The 22,393-nt window shown below is 62.0% G+C and carries 23 protein-coding genes and 1 tRNA gene; 16 read left to right on the top strand and 8 right to left on the bottom strand.

From position 1 onward, the window contains the following. Positions 1-3 precede the first annotated feature (3 nt). The 4 genes from FJ943_RS06735 (at position 4) to mgtE (ending at position 6,633) form a co-directional block, all read left to right on the top strand. Entirely contained in the window at positions 4-1,824 is a 1,821-nt protein-coding gene (locus FJ943_RS06735; protein WP_140720461.1) for an extracellular solute-binding protein, read from the top strand. 15 nt (positions 1,825-1,839) lie between these two features. Further along, positions 1,840-2,520, top strand: a complete 681-nt coding sequence (locus FJ943_RS06730; RefSeq protein WP_140720460.1) for a DsbA family protein — start codon at positions 1,840-1,842, stop codon at positions 2,518-2,520. Positions 2,521-3,105: 585 nt separating this feature from the next. Then, positions 3,106-4,998: an ABC transporter ATP-binding protein/permease gene (locus tag FJ943_RS06725; protein WP_181174527.1), complete on the top strand. Its 1,893-nt coding sequence runs from the start codon at positions 3,106-3,108 to the stop codon at positions 4,996-4,998. A 270-nt stretch (positions 4,999-5,268) separates the two neighbouring features. Continuing rightward, positions 5,269-6,633, top strand: coding sequence for a magnesium transporter (gene mgtE, locus FJ943_RS06720; RefSeq protein WP_140720456.1), 1,365 nt, complete (start codon positions 5,269-5,271; stop codon positions 6,631-6,633). Between the two features lie 57 nt (positions 6,634-6,690). On the opposite strand, the gene gor is transcribed toward mgtE, so the two are convergent. The 3 genes from gor to rpiA all read right to left on the bottom strand — a co-directional run bounded on the left by gor (position 6,691) and on the right by rpiA (position 9,549). After that, complete coding sequence (gene gor / locus FJ943_RS06715; protein WP_140720454.1) at positions 6,691-8,082, bottom strand: glutathione-disulfide reductase; 1,392 nt, start codon at positions 8,080-8,082, stop codon at positions 6,691-6,693. A gap of 116 nt (positions 8,083-8,198) precedes the next feature. After that, positions 8,199-8,831 carry a DUF2059 domain-containing protein gene (locus tag FJ943_RS06710; protein ID WP_140720452.1) on the bottom strand — a complete coding sequence of 211 codons (633 nt, stop codon included), beginning with the start codon at positions 8,829-8,831 and terminating at the stop codon, positions 8,199-8,201. Continuing rightward, positions 8,818-9,549 carry a ribose-5-phosphate isomerase RpiA gene (gene rpiA / locus FJ943_RS06705; protein WP_140720450.1) on the bottom strand — a complete coding sequence of 244 codons (732 nt, stop codon included), beginning with the start codon at positions 9,547-9,549 and terminating at the stop codon, positions 8,818-8,820. Before rpiA ends, FJ943_RS06710 begins: the two co-directional genes overlap by 14 nt. A gap of 251 nt (positions 9,550-9,800) precedes the next feature. Between rpiA and FJ943_RS06700 the strand changes: the two genes are divergently transcribed. From FJ943_RS06700 to FJ943_RS06680, 5 genes are all read left to right on the top strand, one after another. Next, a complete protein-coding gene (locus tag FJ943_RS06700; protein WP_140720448.1) occupies positions 9,801-10,484 on the top strand; it encodes a phosphoglycolate phosphatase in 684 nt (227 codons plus the stop codon). A gap of 138 nt (positions 10,485-10,622) precedes the next feature. Next, positions 10,623-10,697: transfer RNA gene (locus FJ943_RS06695), tRNA-Val, on the top strand. Between the two features lie 151 nt (positions 10,698-10,848). Continuing rightward, entirely contained in the window at positions 10,849-11,106 is a 258-nt protein-coding gene (locus FJ943_RS06690; RefSeq protein WP_015317872.1) for a PepSY domain-containing protein, read from the top strand. Between the two features lie 138 nt (positions 11,107-11,244). Continuing rightward, positions 11,245-11,988 (top strand): lysozyme inhibitor LprI family protein, encoded by a 744-nt coding sequence (locus FJ943_RS06685; protein ID WP_246671836.1) that lies wholly within the window; start codon positions 11,245-11,247, stop codon positions 11,986-11,988. A gap of 104 nt (positions 11,989-12,092) precedes the next feature. Continuing rightward, positions 12,093-12,569: a hypothetical protein gene (locus FJ943_RS06680; RefSeq protein ID WP_140720444.1), complete on the top strand. Its 477-nt coding sequence runs from the start codon at positions 12,093-12,095 to the stop codon at positions 12,567-12,569. Between the two features lie 3 nt (positions 12,570-12,572). Here the strand turns inward: FJ943_RS06680 and FJ943_RS06675 are convergent, their stop codons facing one another. Further along, positions 12,573-14,456: a murein L,D-transpeptidase gene (locus tag FJ943_RS06675; RefSeq protein WP_140720442.1), complete on the bottom strand. Its 1,884-nt coding sequence runs from the start codon at positions 14,454-14,456 to the stop codon at positions 12,573-12,575. 209 nt (positions 14,457-14,665) lie between these two features. Continuing rightward, positions 14,666-15,412 (bottom strand): 3-oxoacyl-ACP reductase family protein, encoded by a 747-nt coding sequence (locus FJ943_RS06670; RefSeq protein ID WP_015317868.1) that lies wholly within the window; start codon positions 15,410-15,412, stop codon positions 14,666-14,668. A 100-nt stretch (positions 15,413-15,512) separates the two neighbouring features. Here FJ943_RS06670 and FJ943_RS06665 point away from each other — a divergent pair, with 100 nt between their 5' ends. After that, entirely contained in the window at positions 15,513-16,127 is a 615-nt protein-coding gene (locus FJ943_RS06665; protein WP_140720441.1) for a TetR/AcrR family transcriptional regulator, read from the top strand. A gap of 63 nt (positions 16,128-16,190) precedes the next feature. Beyond that, on the top strand, positions 16,191-16,586 hold the full coding sequence (locus FJ943_RS06660) for a rhodanese-like domain-containing protein (protein WP_015317866.1): 396 nt from the start codon (positions 16,191-16,193) through the stop codon (positions 16,584-16,586). 12 nt (positions 16,587-16,598) lie between these two features. Here the strand turns inward: FJ943_RS06660 and FJ943_RS06655 are convergent, their stop codons facing one another. Further along, positions 16,599-17,510 (bottom strand): alpha/beta fold hydrolase, encoded by a 912-nt coding sequence (locus FJ943_RS06655; RefSeq protein ID WP_015317865.1) that lies wholly within the window; start codon positions 17,508-17,510, stop codon positions 16,599-16,601. A gap of 47 nt (positions 17,511-17,557) precedes the next feature. Between FJ943_RS06655 and FJ943_RS06650 the strand changes: the two genes are divergently transcribed. Beyond that, the gene (locus tag FJ943_RS06650) at positions 17,558-18,010 is read left to right on the top strand and encodes a MarR family transcriptional regulator (protein WP_140720439.1); all 453 of its coding nucleotides are present in this window, start codon (positions 17,558-17,560) and stop codon (positions 18,008-18,010) included. A 16-nt stretch (positions 18,011-18,026) separates the two neighbouring features. Here FJ943_RS06650 and FJ943_RS06645 read toward each other — a convergent pair whose 3' ends face one another. Beyond that, positions 18,027-18,638 carry a pyridoxamine 5'-phosphate oxidase family protein gene (locus FJ943_RS06645; RefSeq protein ID WP_015317863.1) on the bottom strand — a complete coding sequence of 204 codons (612 nt, stop codon included), beginning with the start codon at positions 18,636-18,638 and terminating at the stop codon, positions 18,027-18,029. Between the two features lie 64 nt (positions 18,639-18,702). Further along, on the bottom strand, positions 18,703-19,056 hold the full coding sequence (locus tag FJ943_RS06640; protein ID WP_015317862.1) for a DUF971 domain-containing protein: 354 nt from the start codon (positions 19,054-19,056) through the stop codon (positions 18,703-18,705). Positions 19,057-19,249: 193 nt separating this feature from the next. Between FJ943_RS06640 and moaA the strand changes: the two genes are divergently transcribed. The 4 genes from moaA (at position 19,250) to FJ943_RS06620 (ending at position 22,369) form a co-directional block, all read left to right on the top strand. Continuing rightward, entirely contained in the window at positions 19,250-20,245 is a 996-nt protein-coding gene (gene moaA, locus FJ943_RS06635) for a GTP 3',8-cyclase MoaA (RefSeq protein ID WP_140720437.1), read from the top strand. 28 nt (positions 20,246-20,273) lie between these two features. Next, entirely contained in the window at positions 20,274-20,774 is a 501-nt protein-coding gene (locus FJ943_RS06630) for a hypothetical protein (protein ID WP_246671835.1), read from the top strand. A gap of 136 nt (positions 20,775-20,910) precedes the next feature. Continuing rightward, positions 20,911-21,270, top strand: a complete 360-nt coding sequence (locus FJ943_RS06625; RefSeq protein ID WP_015317859.1) for a hypothetical protein — start codon at positions 20,911-20,913, stop codon at positions 21,268-21,270. A gap of 178 nt (positions 21,271-21,448) precedes the next feature. Beyond that, a complete protein-coding gene (locus tag FJ943_RS06620) occupies positions 21,449-22,369 on the top strand; it encodes a DMT family transporter (RefSeq protein ID WP_140720971.1) in 921 nt (306 codons plus the stop codon). Positions 22,370-22,393: the final 24 nt, after the last annotated feature.

Raw genomic sequence — 22,393 nt, 5'->3', positions numbered from 1 at the left:
GTCATGGGCCGCGTTCTTGTTTGGCTGGTCACCGCATTATCGTTTTTCAGCCTGTCGTCGCCTCCGGCGCTGTCGGAGCCGAAACACGCGATTGCGATGCAGGGCGAACCGGCCCTGCCGCCGGACTACACCCATTTCAGCTACGTCAATCCCGACGCGCCGAAGGGTGGCAGCATTACCTATTGCGTCGTCGGCAGCTTCGACAATCTCAACCCTTTCATCCTGAAAAGCCTGCGCACGACCGCGCGCGGCATGATGGACACGATTTACGGCAATCTGGTCTTCGAGCCGCTGATGCAGCGCAGTGCCGACGAGGCCTTTACCCTTTATGGGCTTCTGGCCGACACCGCCGACATGGATCCCGAGCGCAAGACCATCGAATTCCATCTCAACCCGAATGCCAAATGGTCGGATGGTCAGCCAGTGACGCCGGAAGACGTGCTGTTCACCTACGATGCCTATACGCAGAAAGGCCGTCCGCCCTACAGCGACCGCATGGCCAGGATCGCCAAGCTCGAAAAGACGGGCGACCACAGCGTGCGCTTTACCTTCAATGACAAGGCCGATCGTGAGTTTCCGCTGATCATCGCGCTGACGCCGATCATCCCCAAGCACGCTTTCGACATCGGCACTTTCGACAGGACGACGCTGAAGCCGTTGATCGGCAGCGGTTCCTACAGGATCGCGCAGGTGACGCCCGGCCAGCGCATCGTCTTCAAGCGCAACCCCGACTATTGGGGCAAGGACGTTCCCGCCAAGCGCGGTTTCGACAATTACGACCAGATCACCATCGAGTATTTTCTCAACGCCAACGCCAAGCTCGAAGCCTTCAAGAAGGGTCTTTGCGCCATCGATGACGACAGCGATCCGGTGAAACGCGAGCGCGATCTCGACTTTCCGGCGTTTCATAGGGGAGACGTTGTCTCAGAAACCTTCGATACCGGCATTCCACCCGTCGTGACGGGTTTTCTGTTCAACACGAGGCTGCCGAAGTTTTCCAACCCCGTGGTTCGGCGCGCGCTCGGCATGCTTTATGATTTCGAATGGGCCAACAAGAACCTGTTCGGCGGCAAGTACACCCGCACGATGAGCTACTGGCAGAACTCGGAGCTTTCCGCGCTCGGCCATCCTGCTGATGACAGGGAAAAGGCGCTGCTGGCGCCCTACCCCGGCCGCGTGCCGGCCGACGTCATGGACGGCACCTGGAAACCGCCGGTGACGGACGGTTCGGGCCAGGACCGCAAGGTGCTGAAGACAGCTTTCGACCTTCTGAAAAGCATCGGCTACCATGTGCAGGACGGCACGATGATCGATCCTGACGGTAAACCTTTCGGCTTCGAGATTCTGACCGCCTCGCAGGATGAAGAACGTCTGGCCGGCATCTACCAGCGCACGCTTGAGAAGATCGGCATCAATGTCAGCATACGCAGCCTGGACGGCGACCAGATCCAGTCGCGCAAGCAGCGTTTCGATTTCGAGGTCCTGATCGGCTCCAGCGGCTTCAACAATTCGTTGTCCCCTGGCATCGAGCAGATCGGGCGCTGGTCGTCCGCCGCGGCCAGGACCGAGGGATCGTTCAACCTCGCCGGCGTCGCCGATCCGGCGATCGATGCGGCCATCGACGCAATGCTGCGAGCCCGTTCAAAGGAGGACTACGTCGCGGCGGTTCGCGTTCTCGACCGGCTGCTGATCTCCGGCTATTACATGGTGCCGATGCAGTACAATACGCAGCAGTGGCTTGCTTACTGGAATTATCTGGAACATCCGCGCAAGACGCCCATATTCGGTTATCAGCTGCCAACATGGTGGCGCAAACCGAACTGAAACCCGGAGATCGAGATGAGCGAAGCGAACGCCATAACCGTCGATGTGGTGTCGGACGTCGTCTGCCCGTGGTGCTTCATCGGTCAGAAGCGGCTGGACAAGGCGATCGCCGCGGCCGGCGACGTCGAAGTGCATATACGCTGGCGGCCGTTCCAACTCGATCCAACCATTCCGCCGCAAGGCAAGGACCGCCACGACTACATGCTGGCCAAGTTCGGCAGCGACGAGCGCATTCGCGAAATTCATGCCCGCATCGAACCGCTTGGCGAAGCTGAAGGCATTTCCTTTGCCTTCGACGCCATCAAGCTGGCGCCGAACACTCTCGACGCGCATCGGCTGATCCGCTGGGCCGGTGCCGCCGGCGAGGACGTTCAGAACCGACTGGTGCGCCGCCTGTTCCAGCTGAATTTCGAGGAAGGCGCCAATATTGGCGACCACACCGTCTTGGTCGAAGCTGCCCGCGAAGCCGGCATGGACGCCGCTGTTGTCGAAACGCTCTTGCCGAGTGACGCTGATGTCGAGGCGGTTCGCACGGAAATCGCCACCGCGTCGCGCATGGGCATCACAGGCGTGCCGTGCTTCCTGCTCGAGGACAAATATGCCGTGATGGGCGCGCAGGATGCCGACACGTTGGCCGATGCGATCCGCCAGGTCGCGGCGGCCAAGGCGCGTGGCGAGTTGGAGAAGGTTGTCTGAGGGCCAGCGGACGCCACTTCGGCCCAATTTGCCTTTGCTGATGAAACAGCCGCTTGCCATTGGGCCGGTGCGGATCACCCTTTTGGTTGACGAATGGGCAAGCGACGATCCTGCACTCCCGCTGTTCCAATGCGATATTGGCGACTTCGCCACGGCAAGGAATCAGACGTTGAGGACAGCGTGTTCTCAGGCATTCTGGCCAGGTCTCGGCGAGAGAACCCCGGCCCTCATGATTTTTTGAGGTCACGAAACCGTGTGCCAGGTTTCCCCAGGGGAAGATCGACAGAAGCCCCGTTCGCCGCGTCCAAGTTGCTGAAACCAATCAAAATTTTCTGGTCGTTGCCCACCGTTTTGCTGGCGATTCGATCTTCAATCTGTTGCCTCAGTGCAACGGCCGCGAGAGCAATCCCATAGGCTTGGTTTAAAAATTAATGGAAAATGATCAATTGGTGTTACCATCCGTAACAAAACAAAAAAGGTTTGGGCGGGATCGTGATTCGGATCGGCAGGCGATCGCAAGAGTCAGTACCGGATGGACTACACAGCGACGCCGCAGGGCGGTCGCATTTGACGCCGGTATCCTCGATGCGCAATTTCTGGGGGCTCGTGCGAGCCTACTGGATTTCGGACCGCTGGAAGGAAGCCTGGGCGCTGACGCTGGTGATAGCCCTGCTCACCGCGCTGTCCAGCAAGGCCAGCGTGTGGTTCGCCATGGCGTCGGGCGAATTGGTGAATTCGATCGCCTTCCTGCACGATGCCGCCAACACCAGGCCCTTGGAGACAATCCTGACCAACGCCGGCATACTGGTGCTGCTGGTCATGCTCAAGGACGTCGGCTTCACCGGCGTGCGCAATCTCGTCTCGGCAACCTTGCACCGCAAATGGCGCGGCTGGCTGAACGACCAATTCAACCAGGCCTTGCTCGACGGCAACCATACTCATTTTCACGCTCAACATGATTCCGCGGACGGCGGCATCGTTGCGCCCGACAATGTCGACCAGCGCATCCAGGAATCGATCAAGGACATGACCGGCGGTGCGATCGGCCTCGCCATGGGCGTGCTGGGGCTGGCGACTTCGCTCTACTTTATAGGCCAGAACCTGTTGCAGTCGTCAGTGGAGGTCAAAGGCCTGGAGTTCCTTGGCAGCTATGGCAGCGCTGTTCTCGCCCTTCTCGCGGTTGCCACTTACGTCCCCCTCAACACCTGGATCGCCGTCAAGCTCGGCAGCCTGCTGGAACGTCTCAACATTCGCATGCAGAAGGCCGAGGGAAGTTATCGTAGCGAACTGACGACGTTCCTGCGCCGCAGCTTCCATGTCGCCGCCTCGCATGGCGAGGGCGTGCAGAAGAGGATGCACGACCGGCTCTATGTCGACATCGATCGCACCTGGGGGCGGCTGAATGTCGTCAACTCCAGCTATATGTCGTTCGAGCTGATCTACAACTTCGTCGGCGCCCGTATCGTCGCCTATGCTCCAGGCCTTGTGCCGTTCATCCACAGCCGCTTGGACTATAAAGGCTACATCACCGGCTCCGAAATGGTCGCCCAGCTCATCAGCCAGTGTTCCTGGTTCATTCATGTCATGCCCGCCATCGCGACGCTGCGCGCCAACAGCCAGCGCGTGACGGAGCTCGCCAACGCGATCGAGAAAGTCCAGCACCCGCAGGAATTCTACAGCCAGAGCGGCCGTTCCGACTTCCACTACGCCAGCCAGAATCCGGTCTTCGGTCTGACCATCCAGAAGCTGGAGCTGGCGCATCAGGGTGAGGATGCGACACCATTCCTAAGTTCCGCCAACCTGCGCTTCCGGCGCGGCGAATGGACCTTCCTGAAAGGCGAATCCGGGTGCGGCAAGACCTCGCTGATCAAGGCGATCAACGGCCTGTGGCCTTATGGCCGCGGCACCATCGTCTTCCCCGAGGGCGTCAAGAGCTTCTATGCCGCCCAGGAGGTCAAGCTGCCGCAGGTGTCGCTGAAACAGCTGGTCTGCCTACCAGGCTCCGAAGGCGACCACGGCGATACCCAGGTCGCGTCGGCACTGCACAAGGCTGGCCTTGGCGATTTCATCGAACACATGGCCAATGAAAGCCGCGAGGGCAAGAGCTGGGATCAGGTCCTGTCGGGCGGCCAGAAGCAGAAGCTGGTGGTGGCTCGTATCATCCTGCAGCAACCGGGCCTGCTGTTCCTCGACGAGGCGACCGGGGCTCTCGACCCTGATGGCAAGATTGCCTTCCACCAAGCCATCAAGGACAACTGCCCTGATGTGACGGTGATCAGTGTCATGCACGAAGCCGTGGCACCGAGATCTGCTGCCGGGACCGAGTTCTACCACTCGATGGTCCTGATTGCCGACGGCGTCGCCACGAAGAAGCCGCTTGCCCCAAGCCTGCCGCTGGAACTCACCACGATCCTGGCCCAGCCAAGGCCGGTCGAGGACAAATGGACGCGTTTCTCGCGCCGGCTGAAGCAGAAATAACGCTGATGTCCCCGTGGCTTGCCACGGTGAACGGTCCACGGCGATCACAGTCTCGCGATCCGGGCCGTTCGGCACTGTTTTCCTTCCTCACCGCGATTGACTCGGCAAGGCGCGCTCCTATGTTGCGCCGGCTTGCAGCAGTCAAAAGCGAACCCGCAAGCAGAAAGGTCACCGCGCCATGCCTGGCGACAGTCACAGTCGAACGCAACCGCCGTCCGCCTAGACGTGACCTGAATGGTTCATGTCCTGCCGGACGGCAAGGAGTGAGCCATGAACGATTTTTTCCCCGTAGCGGACGACGAGGCCGTCGCTATCGCCCGCATCCTTGCCAATGATCACGTCGCCGACCTTGTCGAGGCGCTCAACCATGAATCGCGCGAAACCGCGACGGAGCTGCTTTGCGCCGTACCCTTCGAACGGCTGGTCGAGATTTTCGACCAGCCTGAGCTCGAAGGCGCGCCCGAACTGGCGGAGGCCCTGCCCCGTCCCAAGGCGAGCAAGCTGCTCACCGCCATGTCAGTCGACCGCGCGGCCGACATCCTGCGCGAGCTCGACGAGCCGGCACGCTCCGAGCTGCTCGGTGCGCTGGCGCCGCCGCTGCGCGCCACCCTGCTTTCCATTCTGGGCTATCCCGAAGGCAGCGCCGCCTCGATCATGACGACGGAGTTCGTCAGCGTGCCCTCCGACTGGACCGTCGGACGCACGCTCGACTACATCCGCAAGGTCGAACGGACGCGCGAGACCGTCTATGCAATCTACATCGTCGATCCGCGGACAAATCTCCTGGTGCGGTCGACGGGCTTGCGTCGGCTCATCACCGGTGAACCGGACGACCCGATCCTGTCGGTAGCGCCGGACCGCGTGCCGGTGACGGTCACTCCGCTGACGGATCGTGAACACCTGGCGCAGACGATCTCCAAATACGATCTGCTCGCCGTCCCGGTCGTCGACAACGGCAAGATCCTCGGCATCGTCACCATCGACGACATCATCGACACGATGATCGAGGAGACGACCGAAGACGTGCATCGCTTTGGCGGCATGGAGGCTTTGGACGAGCCGTATATGAAGATGAGCTTTCTCGCCATGATCAAAAAGCGCGGCGGTTGGCTCTGTGCGCTGTTCATCAGCGAGATGCTGACGGCCAATGCCATGCAAAGCTATGAGGGCGAGCTGGAGAAGGCGATCGTGCTGACGCTGTTCATCCCGCTGATCATGAGCTCCGGCGGCAATTCCGGCTCGCAGGCGACCTCGCTGGTCATCCGCGCGCTGGCGCTGCGCGAAATCGGCCTTCGTGACTGGTGGCGGGTGGCGCTGCGCGAACTGCCTACCGGTCTCGTGCTCGGCGCCATGCTGGGCGTGGTCGGCGTCTGCCGCATCGCGCTCTGGCAATATATGGGCTTCTATGACTATGGCCCGCACTGGCCGTTGATTGCCGCGACCGTTGGTGCCGCACTGGTCGGCATCGTCACCTTCGGTTCGCTGTCGGGGTCGATGCTGCCTTTCGCCCTGAAACGGATCGGTTTCGACCCCGCCAGTGCATCCGCGCCGTTCGTCGCCACGCTGGTCGATGTCACCGGACTGGTGATCTATTTCTCGGTGGCGCTCGTCATCCTGCGCGGCACTTTGCTGTAGCGGTTCGACTGCCGCCGCCGGCCATGGCTGGCGGCGGCAGCGCCGCGTCAAGCGACGTCAGACGCGCTCGCCGTCTTTCACCCGATAGGTCGGCTTGTACATGGTAACGAGCTCTTCGGAGGCGGTCGGGTGCACGGCCATCGTGCGGTCGAAGTCGTCCTTGGTCAGTCCGGCCTTCAGGGGGATGCCGAGCAGCTGTGCCATTTCGCCGGCATCCGGCCCCAATATGTGGGCGCCGAGAACCCTGCGCGAAGCGCCATCGACGACCAGCTTTATCAGCATCTTTTCGTCACGGCCCGACAGCGTGTGCCGCATCGGCCGGAAGCTGGCGCGGTAGATTTCGATATCGGCGAAGCGCTTCACGGCTTCGTCTTCCGACAGGCCGACCGTGCCAATTTCCGGTTGCGAGAAGACAGCCGTCGCGATCGTGTCGTGGTCGGGCGCCGTCGGGTTGTCCTTGAATGCCGTCTCGACGAAGCACATGGCTTCGTGAATCGCCACCGGGGTCAGCTGCACGCGGTTGGTGACATCGCCGATCGCCCAGATATTGTCGATGTTGGTGCGGGAATACGGGTCGACCTTGATCGCACCGGTCGCGGCGGTCATCTCGATGCCTATGCCTTCCAGGCCCATATTCTCGGTGTTGGGGAGGCGGCCGATGGCCAGCATCACCTGATCGACCGTCAGCACCTGCCCCCCGATGAGCTGCGCGTCGAGCCGTCCGTCCGGCCGCTTGCTGACCGATTCGGAGACGGAATGGCAAAGGATCTTTATGCCCTTCTTCTCCATCGTCTCGTGCAGCGTGCGCCGCAGGTCGATGTCGAAGCGGCCGAGGATTTCCTTGCCGCGATAGACCAGCGTGGTGTCTACGCCGAGGCCATGGAAGATGTTGGCGAACTCGACCGCGATATAGCCGCCGCCCTCGATCATGATCGCCTTTGGCAGGTCCTTGAGGTCGAAAGCCTCATTGGAAAAGATGCAGTGTTCGTGGCCGGGCAGCGCCGGATGCGCCGCCGGACGGCCGCCGGTGGCGATCAGTATCTGATCGGCGGTGACGGTGCGGTCCTCGCTCAGGAGGTGGATCACGTGCGGGTCGACGATCATCGCCCGCGTGTGAAACGTCTCGCCACCCGAACCCTCGACATTCTTCTTGTAGATCGCTTCCAGCCGGCTGATCTCGCGGTCCTTGTTGGCGACCAGCGTCCGCCAGTCGAAACTGGCTTCCGGCACTGTCCAGCCATAGCCCGCGGCGTCGGCGAAATGCTCGGGAAATTGCGAGGCATAGACATAGAGCTTCTTCGGCACGCAGCCCCTGATGACGCAGGTGCCACCGAAACGGTATTCTTCGGCAATGCCAACGCGTTTGCCGAGCGCTGCCGCGACCCGCGCCGCCCTCACCCCTCCGGAGCCGCCGCCGATGACAAAGAGGTCGTAGTCATAACCGGCCATGAAGCGGCTCCTTGAACGCCAAAATGCGACTGACAGGTAGGCCGCAAACCGTCAAAAGAAAAGCCCGGACAAGCCGGGCTTCACAGATGGCCGCAAGGCCGTCGGAAAGATCACGATCAGTTCTGCGTGCCGTCCGCCGGCGCAGAACCGTCGGCGGGGGCCGCGCCATCCGCCGGAGCAGCTCCGTCCGCAGGAGCAGCACCGTCCGCGGGCGCGGTTGCATCGGCGGGTGCGGCCGGCGCCTTGGCTTTTGCCGCCGCTGCCAGAGTCTCGCCGACTTGCTGGGCGAGATCGCGCGCGACGCCGTTCTGCCAGATGTCGGCGGCCTTGACGAGGTCACGCGTCACGGTCGGGCCGCTGTCGAGCAGCTTCTTGCCGGACTCGGAGCTGTAGAAAGCCGCGATGTCGGAGAGTTCCTTTTCGGAAAACACCTTCGCATAGGCAAGAGCCGCCTCCTTCTCGAGATCCGCACGGCGTGAGGCCATCGCCAGCGCCTTCTCGTTGATCGTCTTGCCGATCAGTTCCTGCATGTCCGGGTTCTTCTGGATAAGCTGCGATTCGAGCGCCGCGGCGGCTTGCGGCAGGATGTTGTCGAACGGGTCGGTCGCGTGGATCGCGGCGACCGCGGCGCGTGCGGCCTTCAGATGCGATTCCGTGACGTCCTGCGCGAAGACAGGCGAGGAGAACGCGAAGACGGCCGAAGCCGCCACAAGGACGGAAAGACGGCAAACCCGGTTATGCAACATCATGATCGGTAGAACTCCCTGGTTTTCGGGCGGCATGGACAGTTTGGATACCGTCGCCGCCGGCGATGATGGCCGCTGACGCCAGCCCGATGAAAAGACCATGCTCGACCACGCCAGGAATGGCGTGGAGAGCATTCGAAAGCGCTCTTGTATCCGGAATGCGGCCAAAAGATGCATCGAGGATAAAATGGCCGCCGTCTGTAACAAAAGGCTGGCCTCCCGTCATCCTCAATGTCACCGGACCGGAAAGGCCGAGATTTCCAGCCGCCATGACCACGGCGATCTCGGTCGCGCGCAGGCCGAACTGGTTGACTTCGATTGGAAGCGGAAACCGGCCGAGTGTCTCGACCATCTTCGATCGGTCTGCGATGACGATCATGCGCTGCGAGGCCGCGGCCACGATCTTCTCGCGCAGCAGCGCCCCGCCGCCGCCCTTGATCAATGTCAGCTCCGGGTCGACCTCGTCGGCACCGTCGACGGTGAGATCGAGCTCAGGCGTTTCCTCCAGCGTCGACAGCGGCACGCCGAGTTCGCGGCACAGCGCAGCAGTGCGTTCAGAGGTCGGCACGCCTGTTATGGTCATGCCGGTGGCGACCTTGTCGGCAAGCAGCCGCACGAACTCCTCGGCAGTGGTGCCGGTTCCGATGCCGAGCCGCATGCCGTCGCTGACATGGGCAAGGGCCGCCCGCGCGGCCTCGACCTTCAATTGCCTCGCATCCATGCTGCTTTGCTGCCCCGAAACCGAATGCATGTCGCCCAAATGACCTCGGCTTTGGAAAAACGACATGCATGAAAGAAAGACCTGAAGCGCGCCGCATGAGTCTGTTTCGACGCGACGCGCTTTAGCGTTTTCGGCTCCTAGCATTTTTGCAGGCCGGGTCAAAGCCCTTGGCAGCCGCCCCGCCGGTCTGCTTGCCTTAACGCGTCGCAGCCGTTATCGCCTGCCATGCACAAACCTGCGCAGGATGGATCATGACTCGCCCGATCATCGTGTTCGACCTCGATGGAACGCTGATTGACACGGCGCCGGACCTGCTCGACAGCCTCAACCACAGCCTGGCGGCCAGCGAACTATCGGCCGTCGACGAAGCCGGCTTCAAACGCTTCGTCGGCCATGGCGGCCGGGTGATGATCGAACGGGCGCATGCCGCGCAGCAACGATCCCTCAAGGTCGAGGAGCACGACCGGCTGCTGAAACTGTTCCTCGATCACTACACCGATAACATTCCGGGCAAATCCCGCCCCTACCCCGGCGTGATCAAGGCGATTGCCCGCTTTGAGAAGGCCGGCTATCTGCTGGCCATCTGCACGAACAAATACCAGGCCAATTCGCTGGCGCTGATCGAAGCACTCGGCTTGACCAGGCATTTCGCGGCAATTGCCGGGCAGGACACGTTCGCGTTCCGCAAGCCCGATCCGCGCCACCTGATCGAGACCATCAAACTCGCCGGCGGTGATCCGCACCGCGCCTTGATGGTCGGCGATTCGCAAACCGATATCGACACCGCCAAGGCGGCCGGCATTCCTGTCGTCGCCGTTGATTTCGGCTACACCGACCGTCATGTGCGCGAGTTCGAGCCCTCGGCGGTGATCTCGCATTTCGATGCGTTGACGCTCGATCTGGCGCAAAGGTTGATCGGCGCCGCCGCACACTGAGCGCCACGATGAAAATCTCTGCGGAACGGGCCTTGGCGAGACCGCAAATCCGATCTGTGTGACAACACCAGACGCTGCCTTGACTTAATGGGTCGGCCTCCCTTATATCGCGGCTCGCTTGGCCTTCGGGCAACGAGCGGGCGATTAGCTCAGCGGGAGAGCACACCCTTCACACGGGTGGGGTCGCAGGTTCAATCCCTGCATCGCCCACCATCTGTTTGCTGAACATCACATCGGCAGCTACAGCCCGCTTTCCCCTTTGGCGCTCTGCCTTTCCGCACAGGCGCTGAACGCCGTAACACCCACATGCGGAACAAACCTGCATGACAGCGAGTTTCCTTGCGTCGAAACTTGAGGGAAAACCATGTCCAGATTTCTGCTTGCGGCCTCCGTCGTCGTTCTTTTCGCCGCCGGACCCGCCTTTGCCGCGGATGAAACTGCACTGCCGCCACCCAATGCCAAGAAGCTGTCGGAGATCATCGCCAAGGTCGAGCAGCGTGACGGGTTTCGGTACGTGAAGGAGGTCGACTGGGACAAGGACGGCTACACCGTCACCTACTATACCTCGGACAAGGCAAAGGTCGAAATCGTCTTCGATCCTGTGACGGCCGAACCAAAATAAGGTTCGCGGACATCACGTCGCGAATGCGCTGCGTCTGCGTGTTCTCAACGACAAGCCGAGCGTCAAAATTGTCCATCCTGGCGTATGTTAGGCTGGGCGCGGGGCCGCGCCTTCGGCAATCCTGTTGGCTTGGGGGCCATGATGCGATGTTTCGTTAGACCCTATCTTCTGTCTGTATTCGCCATCGTCTCAGCCGGCGGCTTCCTTGCCGTTTCTCCGGCATTGGCGGACGGGCCGTCCTTCGACTGCGGCAAGGCAAACCTGCCGGCGGAAAAGGCGATCTGCGCCGACCCGCAGTTGTCGGCGATCGATCTGCTGGTTTCGAAGGCCTATAAGGAATTCGAGCCGGCGTTCGGCGGCGACAAGCGCAAGATTGCCCGCGGGCTGATCGCCGATCGCAATGCTTGCAAGAGCGATACCCCCTGTATCGTCAGCGCGCTCGACAACGCCTTGCAGACCTATGGAAATGCGCCGTCCTGGGTGCAGGACTACACCATCGCGCTGATCGGCAAGAAGGCGCTGGACGCCGCTGCACGGAACCCCGGCAATAAGGACCAGCCCCTGCCCTCGGCGATCGGCCAATGCGCGTCGACGCATATCGAGACGCTGACCACGCGGCTTGGCGACGATCCGCTGGAAACGGCTACTCCCGAAGCGGGCAGCGCGGCCACATTCACCAATGGCGGCGGCGCCGTATCCTATGATCGCGAGGCTGGCCTTGCCGCCTCGAAGGTCGGCGAACCCGTCGTCATGTGCTTGATCTCCATTCCCAGGGACTGCCCCAAGGACGACGACCGTGGCCGGGTTTATTATTCCGTCGACCTCGTCGCGAAAGGCTCCTGGGCTCTCCCGGATTCGCAGCACATGTGCGGCGGCGCCTGAGCGGCGGGATTTTCACCAGCGGGCCACCACGAGTGTTCCGTCTCCCCTTGCGTCAATTCGCCATTGATGGCTGACTGTGGAACGACCGGCTTCAGGGGGTGGGCATGTCGACTGCGAAGCACTTGATGAAGCGCGTCCTCATGATGCTGGCCGGCTATCTCGTCGCCATACTGGTTGGTCTGATCGCCGTCGTGGCGATCTATGCCGCGCTGAGTTCCCTGCCCAACGCGCCAGCCTATTTCGACCTCATGGGGGTCTCGCCGATCGCGGCCTTTGTGGTACCGCCGCTCGGCATGTTCATCTATTTCCTGACCATCGTGGTAACCGCGCCCCAGACGCTGATTTTTGCGCTGATCGCCGAATTCTTCTCTCTTCGCAACGCTATGCTGCACATGGTCTTCGGCGCCGCGGCTGCGGTCGGAGGTTTCTTCCTGATCTGGCCGGGCGCGGCGGAGGACGTGGATCTGGAGCGCTGGGTCGACATCGGCATCATAGCCGCCGCCGGTCTGGTTGCCGGGCTGGTCTATTGGCTGATCGCCGGGCGCGACGCCGGTTTCAGGCGCTCGCTGTCGGAGCGATAACGACTAGCTCGAGGGTGAGCGCACCGCCTCGGTTGCGTCCAGGGCCTGCTTCAGCCGGGAATCGCGATCGTAGACGTCGCTGAAATACTCGACCTTGCCGGACATGTCGGGCCAGGCGGTGAAATAAGCGACATAGACTGGGATCTTGCGTATCACATCCTCGGTCGAGTGTCCGTGCTTCAATTTCTCCGCGATATAATCGACCGAGGTGCCGAGCACTGCCGCCGCCATGCCGCGCGGATCCTGCAGGCGCACGCAGCCATGGCTGAGCGCGCGCATATCCTGCTTGAAGAACGATTTCTGCGGCGTGTCGTGCATGTAGATCGCGTGCTTGTTGGGGAACAGGATCTTCAGTTCGCCCAGAGCATTGGCCTCGCTCGGCTGCTGGCGCACATTATAGGGAATGTTGGCGCCATAAGCGCCCCAGTTCACCGCCGACGAAGGGATGCGCTTGCCGCGTGAATCCGTCACCTCATAGCCGGCCCGGTCAAGATAGCCGGGATCGCCGCGCAACCTCGGCAGCATTTCGTTGACGATGATCGACTGCGGCACGCCCCAGTAGGGGTGGAAATCGACCTGCTTGATCTGGTCGTAGAAGAAGGCGGTCTGGTTGGTGACGCGGCCGACGACGGCACGCGTCTTCAATTTTTCCTGGCCGTCGTCGATATAGCTTGCGGTGAAGGCAGGCTGGTTAATGAAAACACGCGGGCTGCCGAGATCGGAAGGCAGCCAGCGCAGTTCTTCCAGCGCCACCTCCACCTTCAGCAGCCTGTCGGCCTTCGACGTCCCGGCCAGCGTGGCGACCGTGCGTGGACCGATGACGCCATCGCCCTTCATGCCTTCCTTCTGCTGCACCGCCTTGATCAGCGGCACCAGCTCGGGAACGTAGACTTCGCTGGTTGCCAGCCGCGACAGGACCTCGCCATAGGTGCCGCCCATTTCGTCATCGAGATTACGCGCGATCAGCGACAGCAGCTTCGGCAATTCGGGGCTGGTTTCGCCTGGCTTCAGCAGCAGCTTGGGATCGACGACGATTTCGTTCTCGGCGCTCGCCTGCAGCGCTTCCAGTTCGACGCGCAGCGCCTGATATTCCGCATTCTGCGGATGGCGCGATTCCAGATAGGTGCGAACCTCCTGGGTATGCGCCAGAGTCTTCAGCACGCCCATCATGTCGAGCGGCTTGGCCGGGAAATCGTAGTAGCCGGTCATGCGGTTGGGCTCGACACGGCCATTCTGGGCGTCATGGGCATAGCGCAGGACACGTGCCGACAGCGCCATCTCGAACCGCACGAGCTCCTTCAGCTTGGCTGCCTCGTCCACCGAGGACGAACTGGCGGCAGGCACATCGACCGTGTAGTCGGCAGGCGTGAGGCCATAGCTTGCAGCCTCGCCGAGCACCCGCACGGCATCCTGGGCGCGGTTGTTCAGGGTGGTTCCGGTCACCCAGATGAAATCCGGGTTGGCCGAGTAATAGGCGATCAGCGCCTTGGCGATGTCGGGCTCGGCATAGAGTTCATAGTCGGCGAGCCCAGCAATGGCTTCATGGAAGGCAGCACCCGTGGCCGAAGGCACGAAAGCGGCGTCTTGCGGTGCAGCCGGCTGCGGCGCCGTCGCCAGCGTCGAGAAGTCGACACGCACCAGCTTGTCGGCCTTGTAAGTATAGTAGGACGGACTGCTGATCCTCACGCCGCCGCCGGCCGGAGCGTTCGGCTTGGGTTTGTGCTTTGGCGGAGGAGGCGGAAACTCGCCTTTCGGCTCATGCCTGATGCCACCGCCGAACAGCATGTCGAAAAATCCCTGGGCTCCTGCCTGAGGCATGCCGAAAGCCAGCGTCGCCGTAATCGCCACCAGCGGCATCACGGTTGCTTTTTTACCGAGGAATTTCATGGATCACCCGCTCCGGTCGCAACCGGTTCCCGTTCCGCACGCTAGACCGTCCCGCTCACCGCATGGCGGATGTAAGGCGCGACTATACCGATTCATACCGATTTCGTTAAGCTTTCATAAATTTCGGCAGGGCTGTTGCAGAACGGTTTCACAACATCGTGACGGCCGGCGCGACCGAACTGTCGCGCCGGCCCGGGAATCCCTGTGGCTTACGCGTTTGCGCCTCCATCGATGGTCAGCGCGGCTCCGGTGACGAACCTGCCCTCCGGTCCGGCGAGCCAGGCAACCATGCCGGCGATATCGTCCGCCTGGCCGAATCGCGGGGTGGCCATCTTCTGGCGCTGATGCTCGGCATGCGGGCCGTCGGCCGGGTTCATGTCGGTGTCGGTCGAACCGGGATGGACGACATTGGCGGTGATGCCGCGTGACCCGAGGTCGCGGGCCAATGCCTTGGTCAGGCCGACCAGCGCCGCCTTGCTGGCCGAGTAGGCGCCCAGGCTGGTGTCGGTGACCCGCTCGGCCAGATTGCTGCCGATCGAGATGATCCTGCCGCCCTCGCCCATGTGCCTTGCCGCCGCTTTCGAGGCGATGAACGGCGCTCTCAGATTGATCGACATGGTTTCGTCGAAATCGGCAAGCGACAGCGCATCGATCGGCGCGGCGCGCCAGATGCCGGCACTGTTGACCAGGATGTCGAGCCGGCCGAAGGCAGTCACAGCATCGGCCACCGCCTGGTCTATGGCCTCGGCGTCACGGTTGTCGGCTTTAATGGCGATGGCGCGACCGCCCTTGGTCTCTATCTCGGCGACGACGGACCGAGCCTGCTCCTCGCCATGCACATAGGTCAGCGCCACATCGGCCCCCTCCGCCGCCAACCTTCGTGCAATGGCCGCGCCGATACCGCGGCTGCCTCCGGTGACGAGTGCTGCCTTGCCGTTCAAATTTCCTGATGACATCGGTTTCTCCATTTATGTAGCGATTGATACATAAATACCTGCCAGCCTTGCCTGGCCGCGTCAACTCATTTATGTATCGATCAACACAGAAAAGAGCATCATGTCGGAAAGAGGCCGTCCCCGAACCTTCGATCGAACCGCGGCCTTGCGGCGCGCGATGGACGTGTTTTGGGCCAAGGGCTATGAAGGCGCATCGATCAGCGATCTCGCCGTGGCAATGGGCATAAATTCGCCGAGCCTCTACGCCGCCTATGGCAGCAAGGAGGCCCTGTTCCTCGAGGCGACCGATCTCTATTCCCGCGTTGAGGGCGCCGACATCTGGCTCGCGCTGGAAGAGGCGCCAACGGCGCGGCTTGCGATCGAGCGGTTCTTGCGCCGGACCGCGAAGGCCTATTCGCAAAGCGATCGTCCGCAGGGCTGCCTGATTACGCTGGGTGCGCTGCACGAAGACTCGAGCCGGGGCGCGATCTGCGCGGATTTGCGGCGCCGGCGCGCCGAGAATCTAGCCGCGCTGAAGAAGCGTCTGCAGCGCGGCGTGGCCGAGGGTGAATTGCCTGCCGACTTCGATTGCCTTGCAGCCGCGACCTTTTTCGCAACAGTCCAGCATGGCATGTCGATTCAGGCGCGTGACGGCGCTTCCCGCGCCGCCCTGATGGCGACGGTAGCCGGGGCAATGGCCGCTTGGAAGGCCATGGCCGGCACCATCGAGGCGTGACAAACACCATCCGTTGTGCTCGAAATCCGACTTGCCAGCAAACTTGCGGCCGGAGGGAACCACGTGAAAAAAGGGTATCGCGAACTGCTGGATGAAGCCAATGCCGAGATCGAAGTGGTTTCGCCCGAGGAAGCGGCAGGGCTGCTTGAGGACGAAGACACCATCTTCGTCGATCTGCGCGATCCTCGTGAAATCGAACGCGACGGCAGAATTCCCGGCGCCAAGCACGTCACGCGTGGCATGCTGGAGTTCTGGATCGATCCCGAAAGCCCCTACCACAAGCCTTTCTTCGCTTCCGGAAAAAGCTTCGTCTTCTTCTGCGCCGGCGGCTGGCGTTCAGCGTTGGCTACCAAGACGGCGCAGGACATGGGTCTTTCCCCGGTCAAACACATCCTCGGCGGCTACACGGCCTGGAAGGCTGCCGGACTGCCTGTAGAGCCCGGAGACAAGAAGAAATAGCCTGAGTGCCGCTCAGTGGAGCAGCGACGGGTTCTGCTGCATGGTCACGAACCCGACGGCGCGTTCAACCACGCCCTTGTCGGCCAGAATGCGGCGATGGCCGAGTCCGTCGGCCCAGTGCAGCCGTACATGGTCGCCGGCGCCGGCATAGCGTCGTGCATGTTCAGCCGGCACCTCCCGGTCGTCGGGCGCGTGGATGACCAACGTCGGCACGGGCGCCTGGGCGAGCTGCCGGTCACCGGTGAATTCGTGCAACGGCCGGCCGGAGAGATATTCGACGCGGTCAGCCATGGCGACCTGCGAGCGGGGACCGACATTGAGCATGCGGCTGAAGTCGGCGAAGATTGCCGGCAGCGAGCTTGGTGCCGCGATCAGCACAAGACGTGCGGCCGACAGCGGCGGGATGTCCTTGACGGAGCCGGCGATGGCATTGGCGGCAACGGCGCCTCCGAAGGAATGGCCGACGGCAGCCACGAACGGCCCAAACCATTCGCCGGCCACTCTTGCGGCTTCGACGGCATTGACCATGTTCAGGTGCCTGCCCTGCGAATGGCCATGACCGGGAAGATCGAGCGAGACGACCTTGTAGCCGGCGGCGCGAAAACCTTCGATCAGCACGCGCATATATTCGGTACGCGAGCGCCAGCCATGGATGACGAGGACGGTGCCGGCGGACTCGCGGCCCGGCTCGGGGCGGAATTCATGAACCATGACGCAGCCGGTCGCGGTCTTCAGCCGATGATGCCGCGCCTCGGCCATGAACTCCGCGGCGCGGTCGATGGCGCGGCGCTCGCCGTCGGTCAGTGTCCTGGTGCTTGGCGTACGGCAGAACAATTCGAAAGCCGCGCGCCCGGTGATGCGCGGCGCGACATGTTCGGCCGCACCAAACACACCTCGGATGACCTTCAGCCCGAATGATGCCATAGTCAGAATCCATCCATACGTTCAAGCATGAACATAATAGTTCAAAGATGAACAATAAACAAGAGCTGCCCTGGGACAACCCGCGTTTTCGCAACTGGGTCGCGGTGGCGCGCGCCTGCCATGTGCTGGAGCGCACGCTGGCGGTGAAACTTGCGCCGCTCGACCTTAAGCCGGCGCAGCTCGACGTGCTGATGAACCTCTACCGCCACCCGGGCATGTCGCAGCACGACCTCGCCCGCAAGCTGCTCGTGGGCCGCTCCAACATCACCATGCTGTTGCCGCAGTTGGAGACGCGTGGCCTGCTGCGGCGCGAAGGCGATGAGAAGGACAAGCGCATCTTGCGGCTTACGCTGACCGAAGCCGGCGAGGCGCTGCTGATGCGGGCGTTGAAAGTGCATATGGCGCTGATCGAGAAGGCGATGAGCCAGTCGACGCCGGAACAATGCGACATGATCGGCGAGCAGATGCGCAAGATCTATGACGTGCTGAACGAGGCGTGATCGCGCTTCCAGGCGATCACCACATCGACTTCTTCGCCCGCTCCGGCCACTCCCTGTCGTAGGTTTCGCCGTCGATATTCTTGCGGCTGGTGATTTCCAAAATCCTTCCGGGTGTCGGCAGCGACTTCGGGTCGACATGCTTGGCAGGGTTCCACAGTTCCGACCGCACGATGGCGCGAGCGCACTGGAAATAGACCGAATCGACATCGATCACGGTGACCGAACGCGCAGGCTTGCCGTCGACCATGAACGACGCGCACAACGCTGGGTCCGTGGTGATATGGGCCCGGCCGTTGATGCGCAGCGTCGTGCCGGAGCCCGGCACCAGGAACAAAAGGCCGACGCACGGATCCCTGATGATGTTCTTCAGCGAATCGGCACGGTTGTTGCCGCGCCGGTCCGGCATCATCAGCGTTTTCACATCGACGATGCGCACGAAGCCCGCGAGATCGCCGCGCGGCGAACAATCCAGCCCCTCCGGGCCGCTGGTGGCTAGCGCGACAAAGGGCGAGGCTTCGATAAAGGCGGCGTATTCGGGAATGACATGGTCGAGTTCCTTGACCACCGAGGCCTCGCCCGGCAATCCGTAAAGGGCTTCGAGTTGTTCGACTGTGGTGATGACCGACATTTTTTTCCGTCTCCCGTTCCGCCCCCTACGCCCGATCGGTGACGTTTTGACGACGCAATGGCGGCTAACGATCGCGGCTCAGACCCTTCTCGTCGAGTTCCGCGAGATAGGCATTCCAGCGCGCATCCTTCTCATGGCCGAGCGTGTGCAGGTAATTCCAGGTGAAGATGCCGGTGTCATGGAAGTCGTCGAAGGTGATTCGCACCGCATAGTTGCCGACCGGCTCGATCTTCAGGATGGCCACATCGCGTTTGCCGGGAACCGTCACCCGCTGTTCGGGCGAATGGCCCTGCACTTCCGCCGACGGTGAGGCGACGCGCAGCAGCTCGGCCGGCAACTCGAACGGCTGGTGGCCGGGAAAGGTCACGGTGAGCAGCTTGCGGTCCTTGGAGACCCTCAGTTCTTTCGGAGCCGTCATGATCGATCCTGCCTGAATTTGCCCTTCCCTACGCTGCTTCGCGCCAAGCGAAAAGGTATGGGATCGTGCCGACACGCAATGTCGGTCGCGGAATGTTACCAAAGATCGAGGTCGGCTATCTTGAATGGCGGGCTGGATCGTATCACATAGCTGTATATAACGGCGCCGTTAACGGCCACGGAAACGCTCGAACATGAACATGATCGACCCCTTCGGTCGCACGATCAGCTATCTCAGAGTGTCGGTCACCGACCGCTGCGATTTCCGCTGCACCTATTGCATGGCCGAGGATATGGCCTTCCTGCCCAAGAAAGACCTGCTGTCGCTGGAAGAACTCGACCGGCTCTGCACCGTGTTCATTGAAAAGGGTGTCAAACGGTTGCGCCTCACCGGCGGTGAGCCGCTGGTGCGCAAGAACATCATGCATCTGGTGCGCCAGCTTTCGCGACACCTTGACAGCGGCGCACTGGAAGAACTGACGCTGACCACCAACGGTTCGCAGCTTTCACGCTTCGCCGCGGAACTCGCCGATTGCGGCGTCAAGCGCATCAATGTTTCGCTCGACACGCTTGATGCCGACAAGTTCCACGCCATCACCCGCTGGGGTCATCTCGGCAAGGTCATGGCCGGCATCGACGCTGCCCAGGCGGCTGGATTGAAAGTCAAGCTCAACGCGGTGGCGCTGAAGGATTTCAACGACGCCGAGCTGCCCGAAATGATGCGCTGGGCGCATGGCCGCGGCATGGACCTGACCGTCATCGAAACCATGCCGATGGGCGAGATCGACGCCGATCGCACCGACCAGTACTTGCCGCTGTCGCTGCTGCGCGCATCACTGGAGCGCCAGTTCACGCTGAACGACATCCCGTTCAAGACCGGTGGCCCGGCCCGCTATGTCCAAGTCGCCGAGACCGGCGGAAAACTCGGCTTCATCACGCCGATGACGCATAATTTCTGCGAAAGCTGCAACCGGGTCAGGCTGACTTGCACGGGCACGCTCTATATGTGCCTTGGCCAGGAAGACGCGGCCGACCTGCGCGCCCCGTTGCGCGCGTCCGAAGGCAATGAACTGGTTGCCGACGCTATAGACGAAGCCATCGGCCGCAAGCCGAAGGGCCATGACTTCATCATCGACCGCCGCACCAGCCGTCCGTCGGTGTCTCGGCATATGAGTGTCACGGGCGGCTGACCTCGTCGCCTGTCCGTGCGAGAATGCCATGCAATCATCGGCTTCGGGGCAAGGCATGCGACGGCTCTACTCAATCGTCATATCTCTTGCCGCGGTCTCGGCGAATACCGCGTTTGCCGCGCAATCCACCTACGTGAACGAGCGCTTCGGCACCGTTTGCACCTTCCCCGACGACATCTTCACCGATCGCCAGCCCGAGCCTGAGAATGGCGACGGTCAGGTATGGCTGAGCGCGGACGGCGCCAGCCTGACATGCTCCGGCATCCTCAACATCGACCATGAGACGCCGAAAGACTTTGTCGTCAGCGAAAAGGCGAGCAATGAGCCTGGCTACAAGGTCACCTACGGCAAGGCCGGCAAGGATCGGGCGGTGCTGTCGGGAGTGAAGAACGGAAAGATTTTTTACGAGCGGCGGCTGTTCGGCGGGGATGGCGTCATCCGCACGGTCTGGATCGACTATCCGCCGGCGCTGAAATCGAAATATGACCCGCTGGTCGGCGCCATCGCCGGCAGCCTCAAGGGGCCATGAACCGTTCGAGCCAAGAGTATTTTAGCCACACCGCAAACAAATCTCTGTCGGCAAATGTCGGTCTGATTTACTGGTCATGGTTTCCCGCCTACCCTCCGTTCCGTAGCGATTCATCGCATTTTCGGGGGATTACATCATGCGCAAACTTCTTCTCGCTTTCGCCTTGCTCGGCTTGGCTGCCCTGCCGGCGGCTGCCCAGTCGATCGGCGGCACTTACACCGTTGCCGGCACCAATTTCGATGGTTCGTCCTATGGCGGCGAAGCCACCATCACGCTGACCAGCGGCACCACCTGCACGATCCACTGGGAGACCGGCGGTTCTTCTTCCGATGGCATCTGCATGCGCAACGACAACGCATTCTCCGCTGGCTACGAAATGGGCAAGGATATCGGCCTCGTCGTCTACAAGGTCGAGGATGACGGGTCGCTGCATGGTCTGTGGACCATCGCCGGCAAGGAGGGGAACGGCACCGAGGTGCTGTCACCCAAGAAGTAGACAATCCCTCGTCCGCACCGTGTCGGGAGGCGTTGCCGCCTTCCGACAGAATTCATACCTCGTCCGGGATGGTTTCACGCCGGCGAAGATGGATATCGGGTCCTGGCCCAGCCCTTTGCCGTTGCTGTCTCGTGGCGGGCTGTTACAGCCTTGCTTGCCAAAGCAACCGGTAGATGTCTTGCCCCTTTCCCCAAATCTTCGCGGCGCGTTGTTCATGGTGGTAGCGATGGTTGGCTTCACGCTCAACGACGCCATCACCAAATACTCTTCGGAGTCGATGAATATGGCGCAGGTCATGTTGATCAGAGGGGCGTTCGCCTCGCTGTTCGTCGGTCTGCTGGCTTGGCAACGTGGCGCACTTTTTCAGCCGCGCCTGATGCTGCAGCCGCTGGTGGCGGTCCGTGTCCTGGGCGAGGCGGGCGCTACGGTGTCCTTCCTGGTCGCGCTCGCCCATTTGCCGATCGGCAGCGTTTCGGCCGTTCTGCAAGCGCTGCCGCTGGCGGTGACGATGGGCGCGGCGCTGTTTTTCGGTGAAGCGGTCGGCTGGCGGCGCTGGCTGGCGATCGCCATCGGGTTTGCCGGGGTCATCATTATCGTGCGGCCGGGTTTCGAGGGCTTCAGCATTTACTCGCTGGTGGCGCTGGCATCCGTCGCCTGCTGCACGGTGCGGGACCTTGCCACCAAGCGCATCCCCCAAGCGATCCCGACGATGCTGGTCTCGACCGCCACCGCGCTGGCCATGACCGTAGTCGGTGCGTTTTTGTTGACGTCGATGGGTGGCTGGACACCGATGACCGGCAAAAGCACGGCGCTGCTGGCGCTGGCCGCGGTGCTGGTGCTCATCGGCTACCAATTCATCATCATGGCGATGCGATCGGGTGAGATCTCCTTCATCGCCCCGTTCCGCTACACGGCGCTCCTCTGGTCGATACTGCTTGGCTTGATTATTTTCGGTGACATACCGGACGTGCCGATGATTGCCGGCGCGGCAATAGTTGTTGGCTCGGGTCTCTATACGCTTTATCGCGAGCGGATGGTCGGCCGGCGAAAGATCGTCGCCGAAAGCACCGGCCCGGCCATGGCGCCGGAAGGACTCTAGCACCCCCTTGAAGCCGCTTGCGAT

The sequence above is a fragment of the Mesorhizobium sp. B2-3-10 genome, from assembly GCF_006442275.1.
GTDB lineage: Bacteria > Pseudomonadota > Alphaproteobacteria > Rhizobiales > Rhizobiaceae > Mesorhizobium > Mesorhizobium australicum.
Note: the sequence above shows the minus strand (reverse complement) of the source record. Positions and strands in the feature narration are given on the sequence as shown.

What these genes read in the sequence shown, in the direction of transcription:
- FJ943_RS06640 (WP_015317862.1), bottom strand. Translation starts at nt 19,056, where the DNA reads ATGACGGCTCCGAAAGAACTGAGGGTCTCCAAGGACCGCAAGCTGCTC.
- moaA (WP_140720437.1), top strand. Translation starts at nt 19,250, where the DNA reads ATGAACATGATCGACCCCTTCGGTCGCACGATCAGCTATCTCAGAGTG.
- rpiA (WP_140720450.1), bottom strand. Translation starts at nt 9,549, where the DNA reads ATGGATGCGAGGCAATTGAAGGTCGAGGCCGCGCGGGCGGCCCTTGCC.
- FJ943_RS06675 (WP_140720442.1), bottom strand. Translation starts at nt 14,456, where the DNA reads ATGAAATTCCTCGGTAAAAAAGCAACCGTGATGCCGCTGGTGGCGATT.
- FJ943_RS06725 (WP_181174527.1), top strand. Translation starts at nt 3,106, where the DNA reads ATGCGCAATTTCTGGGGGCTCGTGCGAGCCTACTGGATTTCGGACCGC.
- FJ943_RS06730 (WP_140720460.1), top strand. Translation starts at nt 1,840, where the DNA reads ATGAGCGAAGCGAACGCCATAACCGTCGATGTGGTGTCGGACGTCGTC.
- FJ943_RS06655 (WP_015317865.1), bottom strand. Translation starts at nt 17,510, where the DNA reads ATGGCATCATTCGGGCTGAAGGTCATCCGAGGTGTGTTTGGTGCGGCC.
- FJ943_RS06665 (WP_140720441.1), top strand. Translation starts at nt 15,513, where the DNA reads ATGTCGGAAAGAGGCCGTCCCCGAACCTTCGATCGAACCGCGGCCTTG.
- FJ943_RS06630 (WP_246671835.1), top strand. Translation starts at nt 20,274, where the DNA reads ATGCAATCATCGGCTTCGGGGCAAGGCATGCGACGGCTCTACTCAATC.
- FJ943_RS06690 (WP_015317872.1), top strand. Translation starts at nt 10,849, where the DNA reads ATGTCCAGATTTCTGCTTGCGGCCTCCGTCGTCGTTCTTTTCGCCGCC.
- mgtE (WP_140720456.1), top strand. Translation starts at nt 5,269, where the DNA reads ATGAACGATTTTTTCCCCGTAGCGGACGACGAGGCCGTCGCTATCGCC.
- gor (WP_140720454.1), bottom strand. Translation starts at nt 8,082, where the DNA reads ATGGCCGGTTATGACTACGACCTCTTTGTCATCGGCGGCGGCTCCGGA.
- FJ943_RS06650 (WP_140720439.1), top strand. Translation starts at nt 17,558, where the DNA reads ATGAACAATAAACAAGAGCTGCCCTGGGACAACCCGCGTTTTCGCAAC.
- FJ943_RS06735 (WP_140720461.1), top strand. Translation starts at nt 4, where the DNA reads ATGGGCCGCGTTCTTGTTTGGCTGGTCACCGCATTATCGTTTTTCAGC.
- FJ943_RS06685 (WP_246671836.1), top strand. Translation starts at nt 11,245, where the DNA reads ATGATGCGATGTTTCGTTAGACCCTATCTTCTGTCTGTATTCGCCATC.
- FJ943_RS06710 (WP_140720452.1), bottom strand. Translation starts at nt 8,831, where the DNA reads ATGATGTTGCATAACCGGGTTTGCCGTCTTTCCGTCCTTGTGGCGGCT.
- FJ943_RS06625 (WP_015317859.1), top strand. Translation starts at nt 20,911, where the DNA reads ATGCGCAAACTTCTTCTCGCTTTCGCCTTGCTCGGCTTGGCTGCCCTG.
- FJ943_RS06680 (WP_140720444.1), top strand. Translation starts at nt 12,093, where the DNA reads ATGTCGACTGCGAAGCACTTGATGAAGCGCGTCCTCATGATGCTGGCC.
- FJ943_RS06700 (WP_140720448.1), top strand. Translation starts at nt 9,801, where the DNA reads ATGACTCGCCCGATCATCGTGTTCGACCTCGATGGAACGCTGATTGAC.
- FJ943_RS06670 (WP_015317868.1), bottom strand. Translation starts at nt 15,412, where the DNA reads ATGTCATCAGGAAATTTGAACGGCAAGGCAGCACTCGTCACCGGAGGC.
- FJ943_RS06645 (WP_015317863.1), bottom strand. Translation starts at nt 18,638, where the DNA reads ATGTCGGTCATCACCACAGTCGAACAACTCGAAGCCCTTTACGGATTG.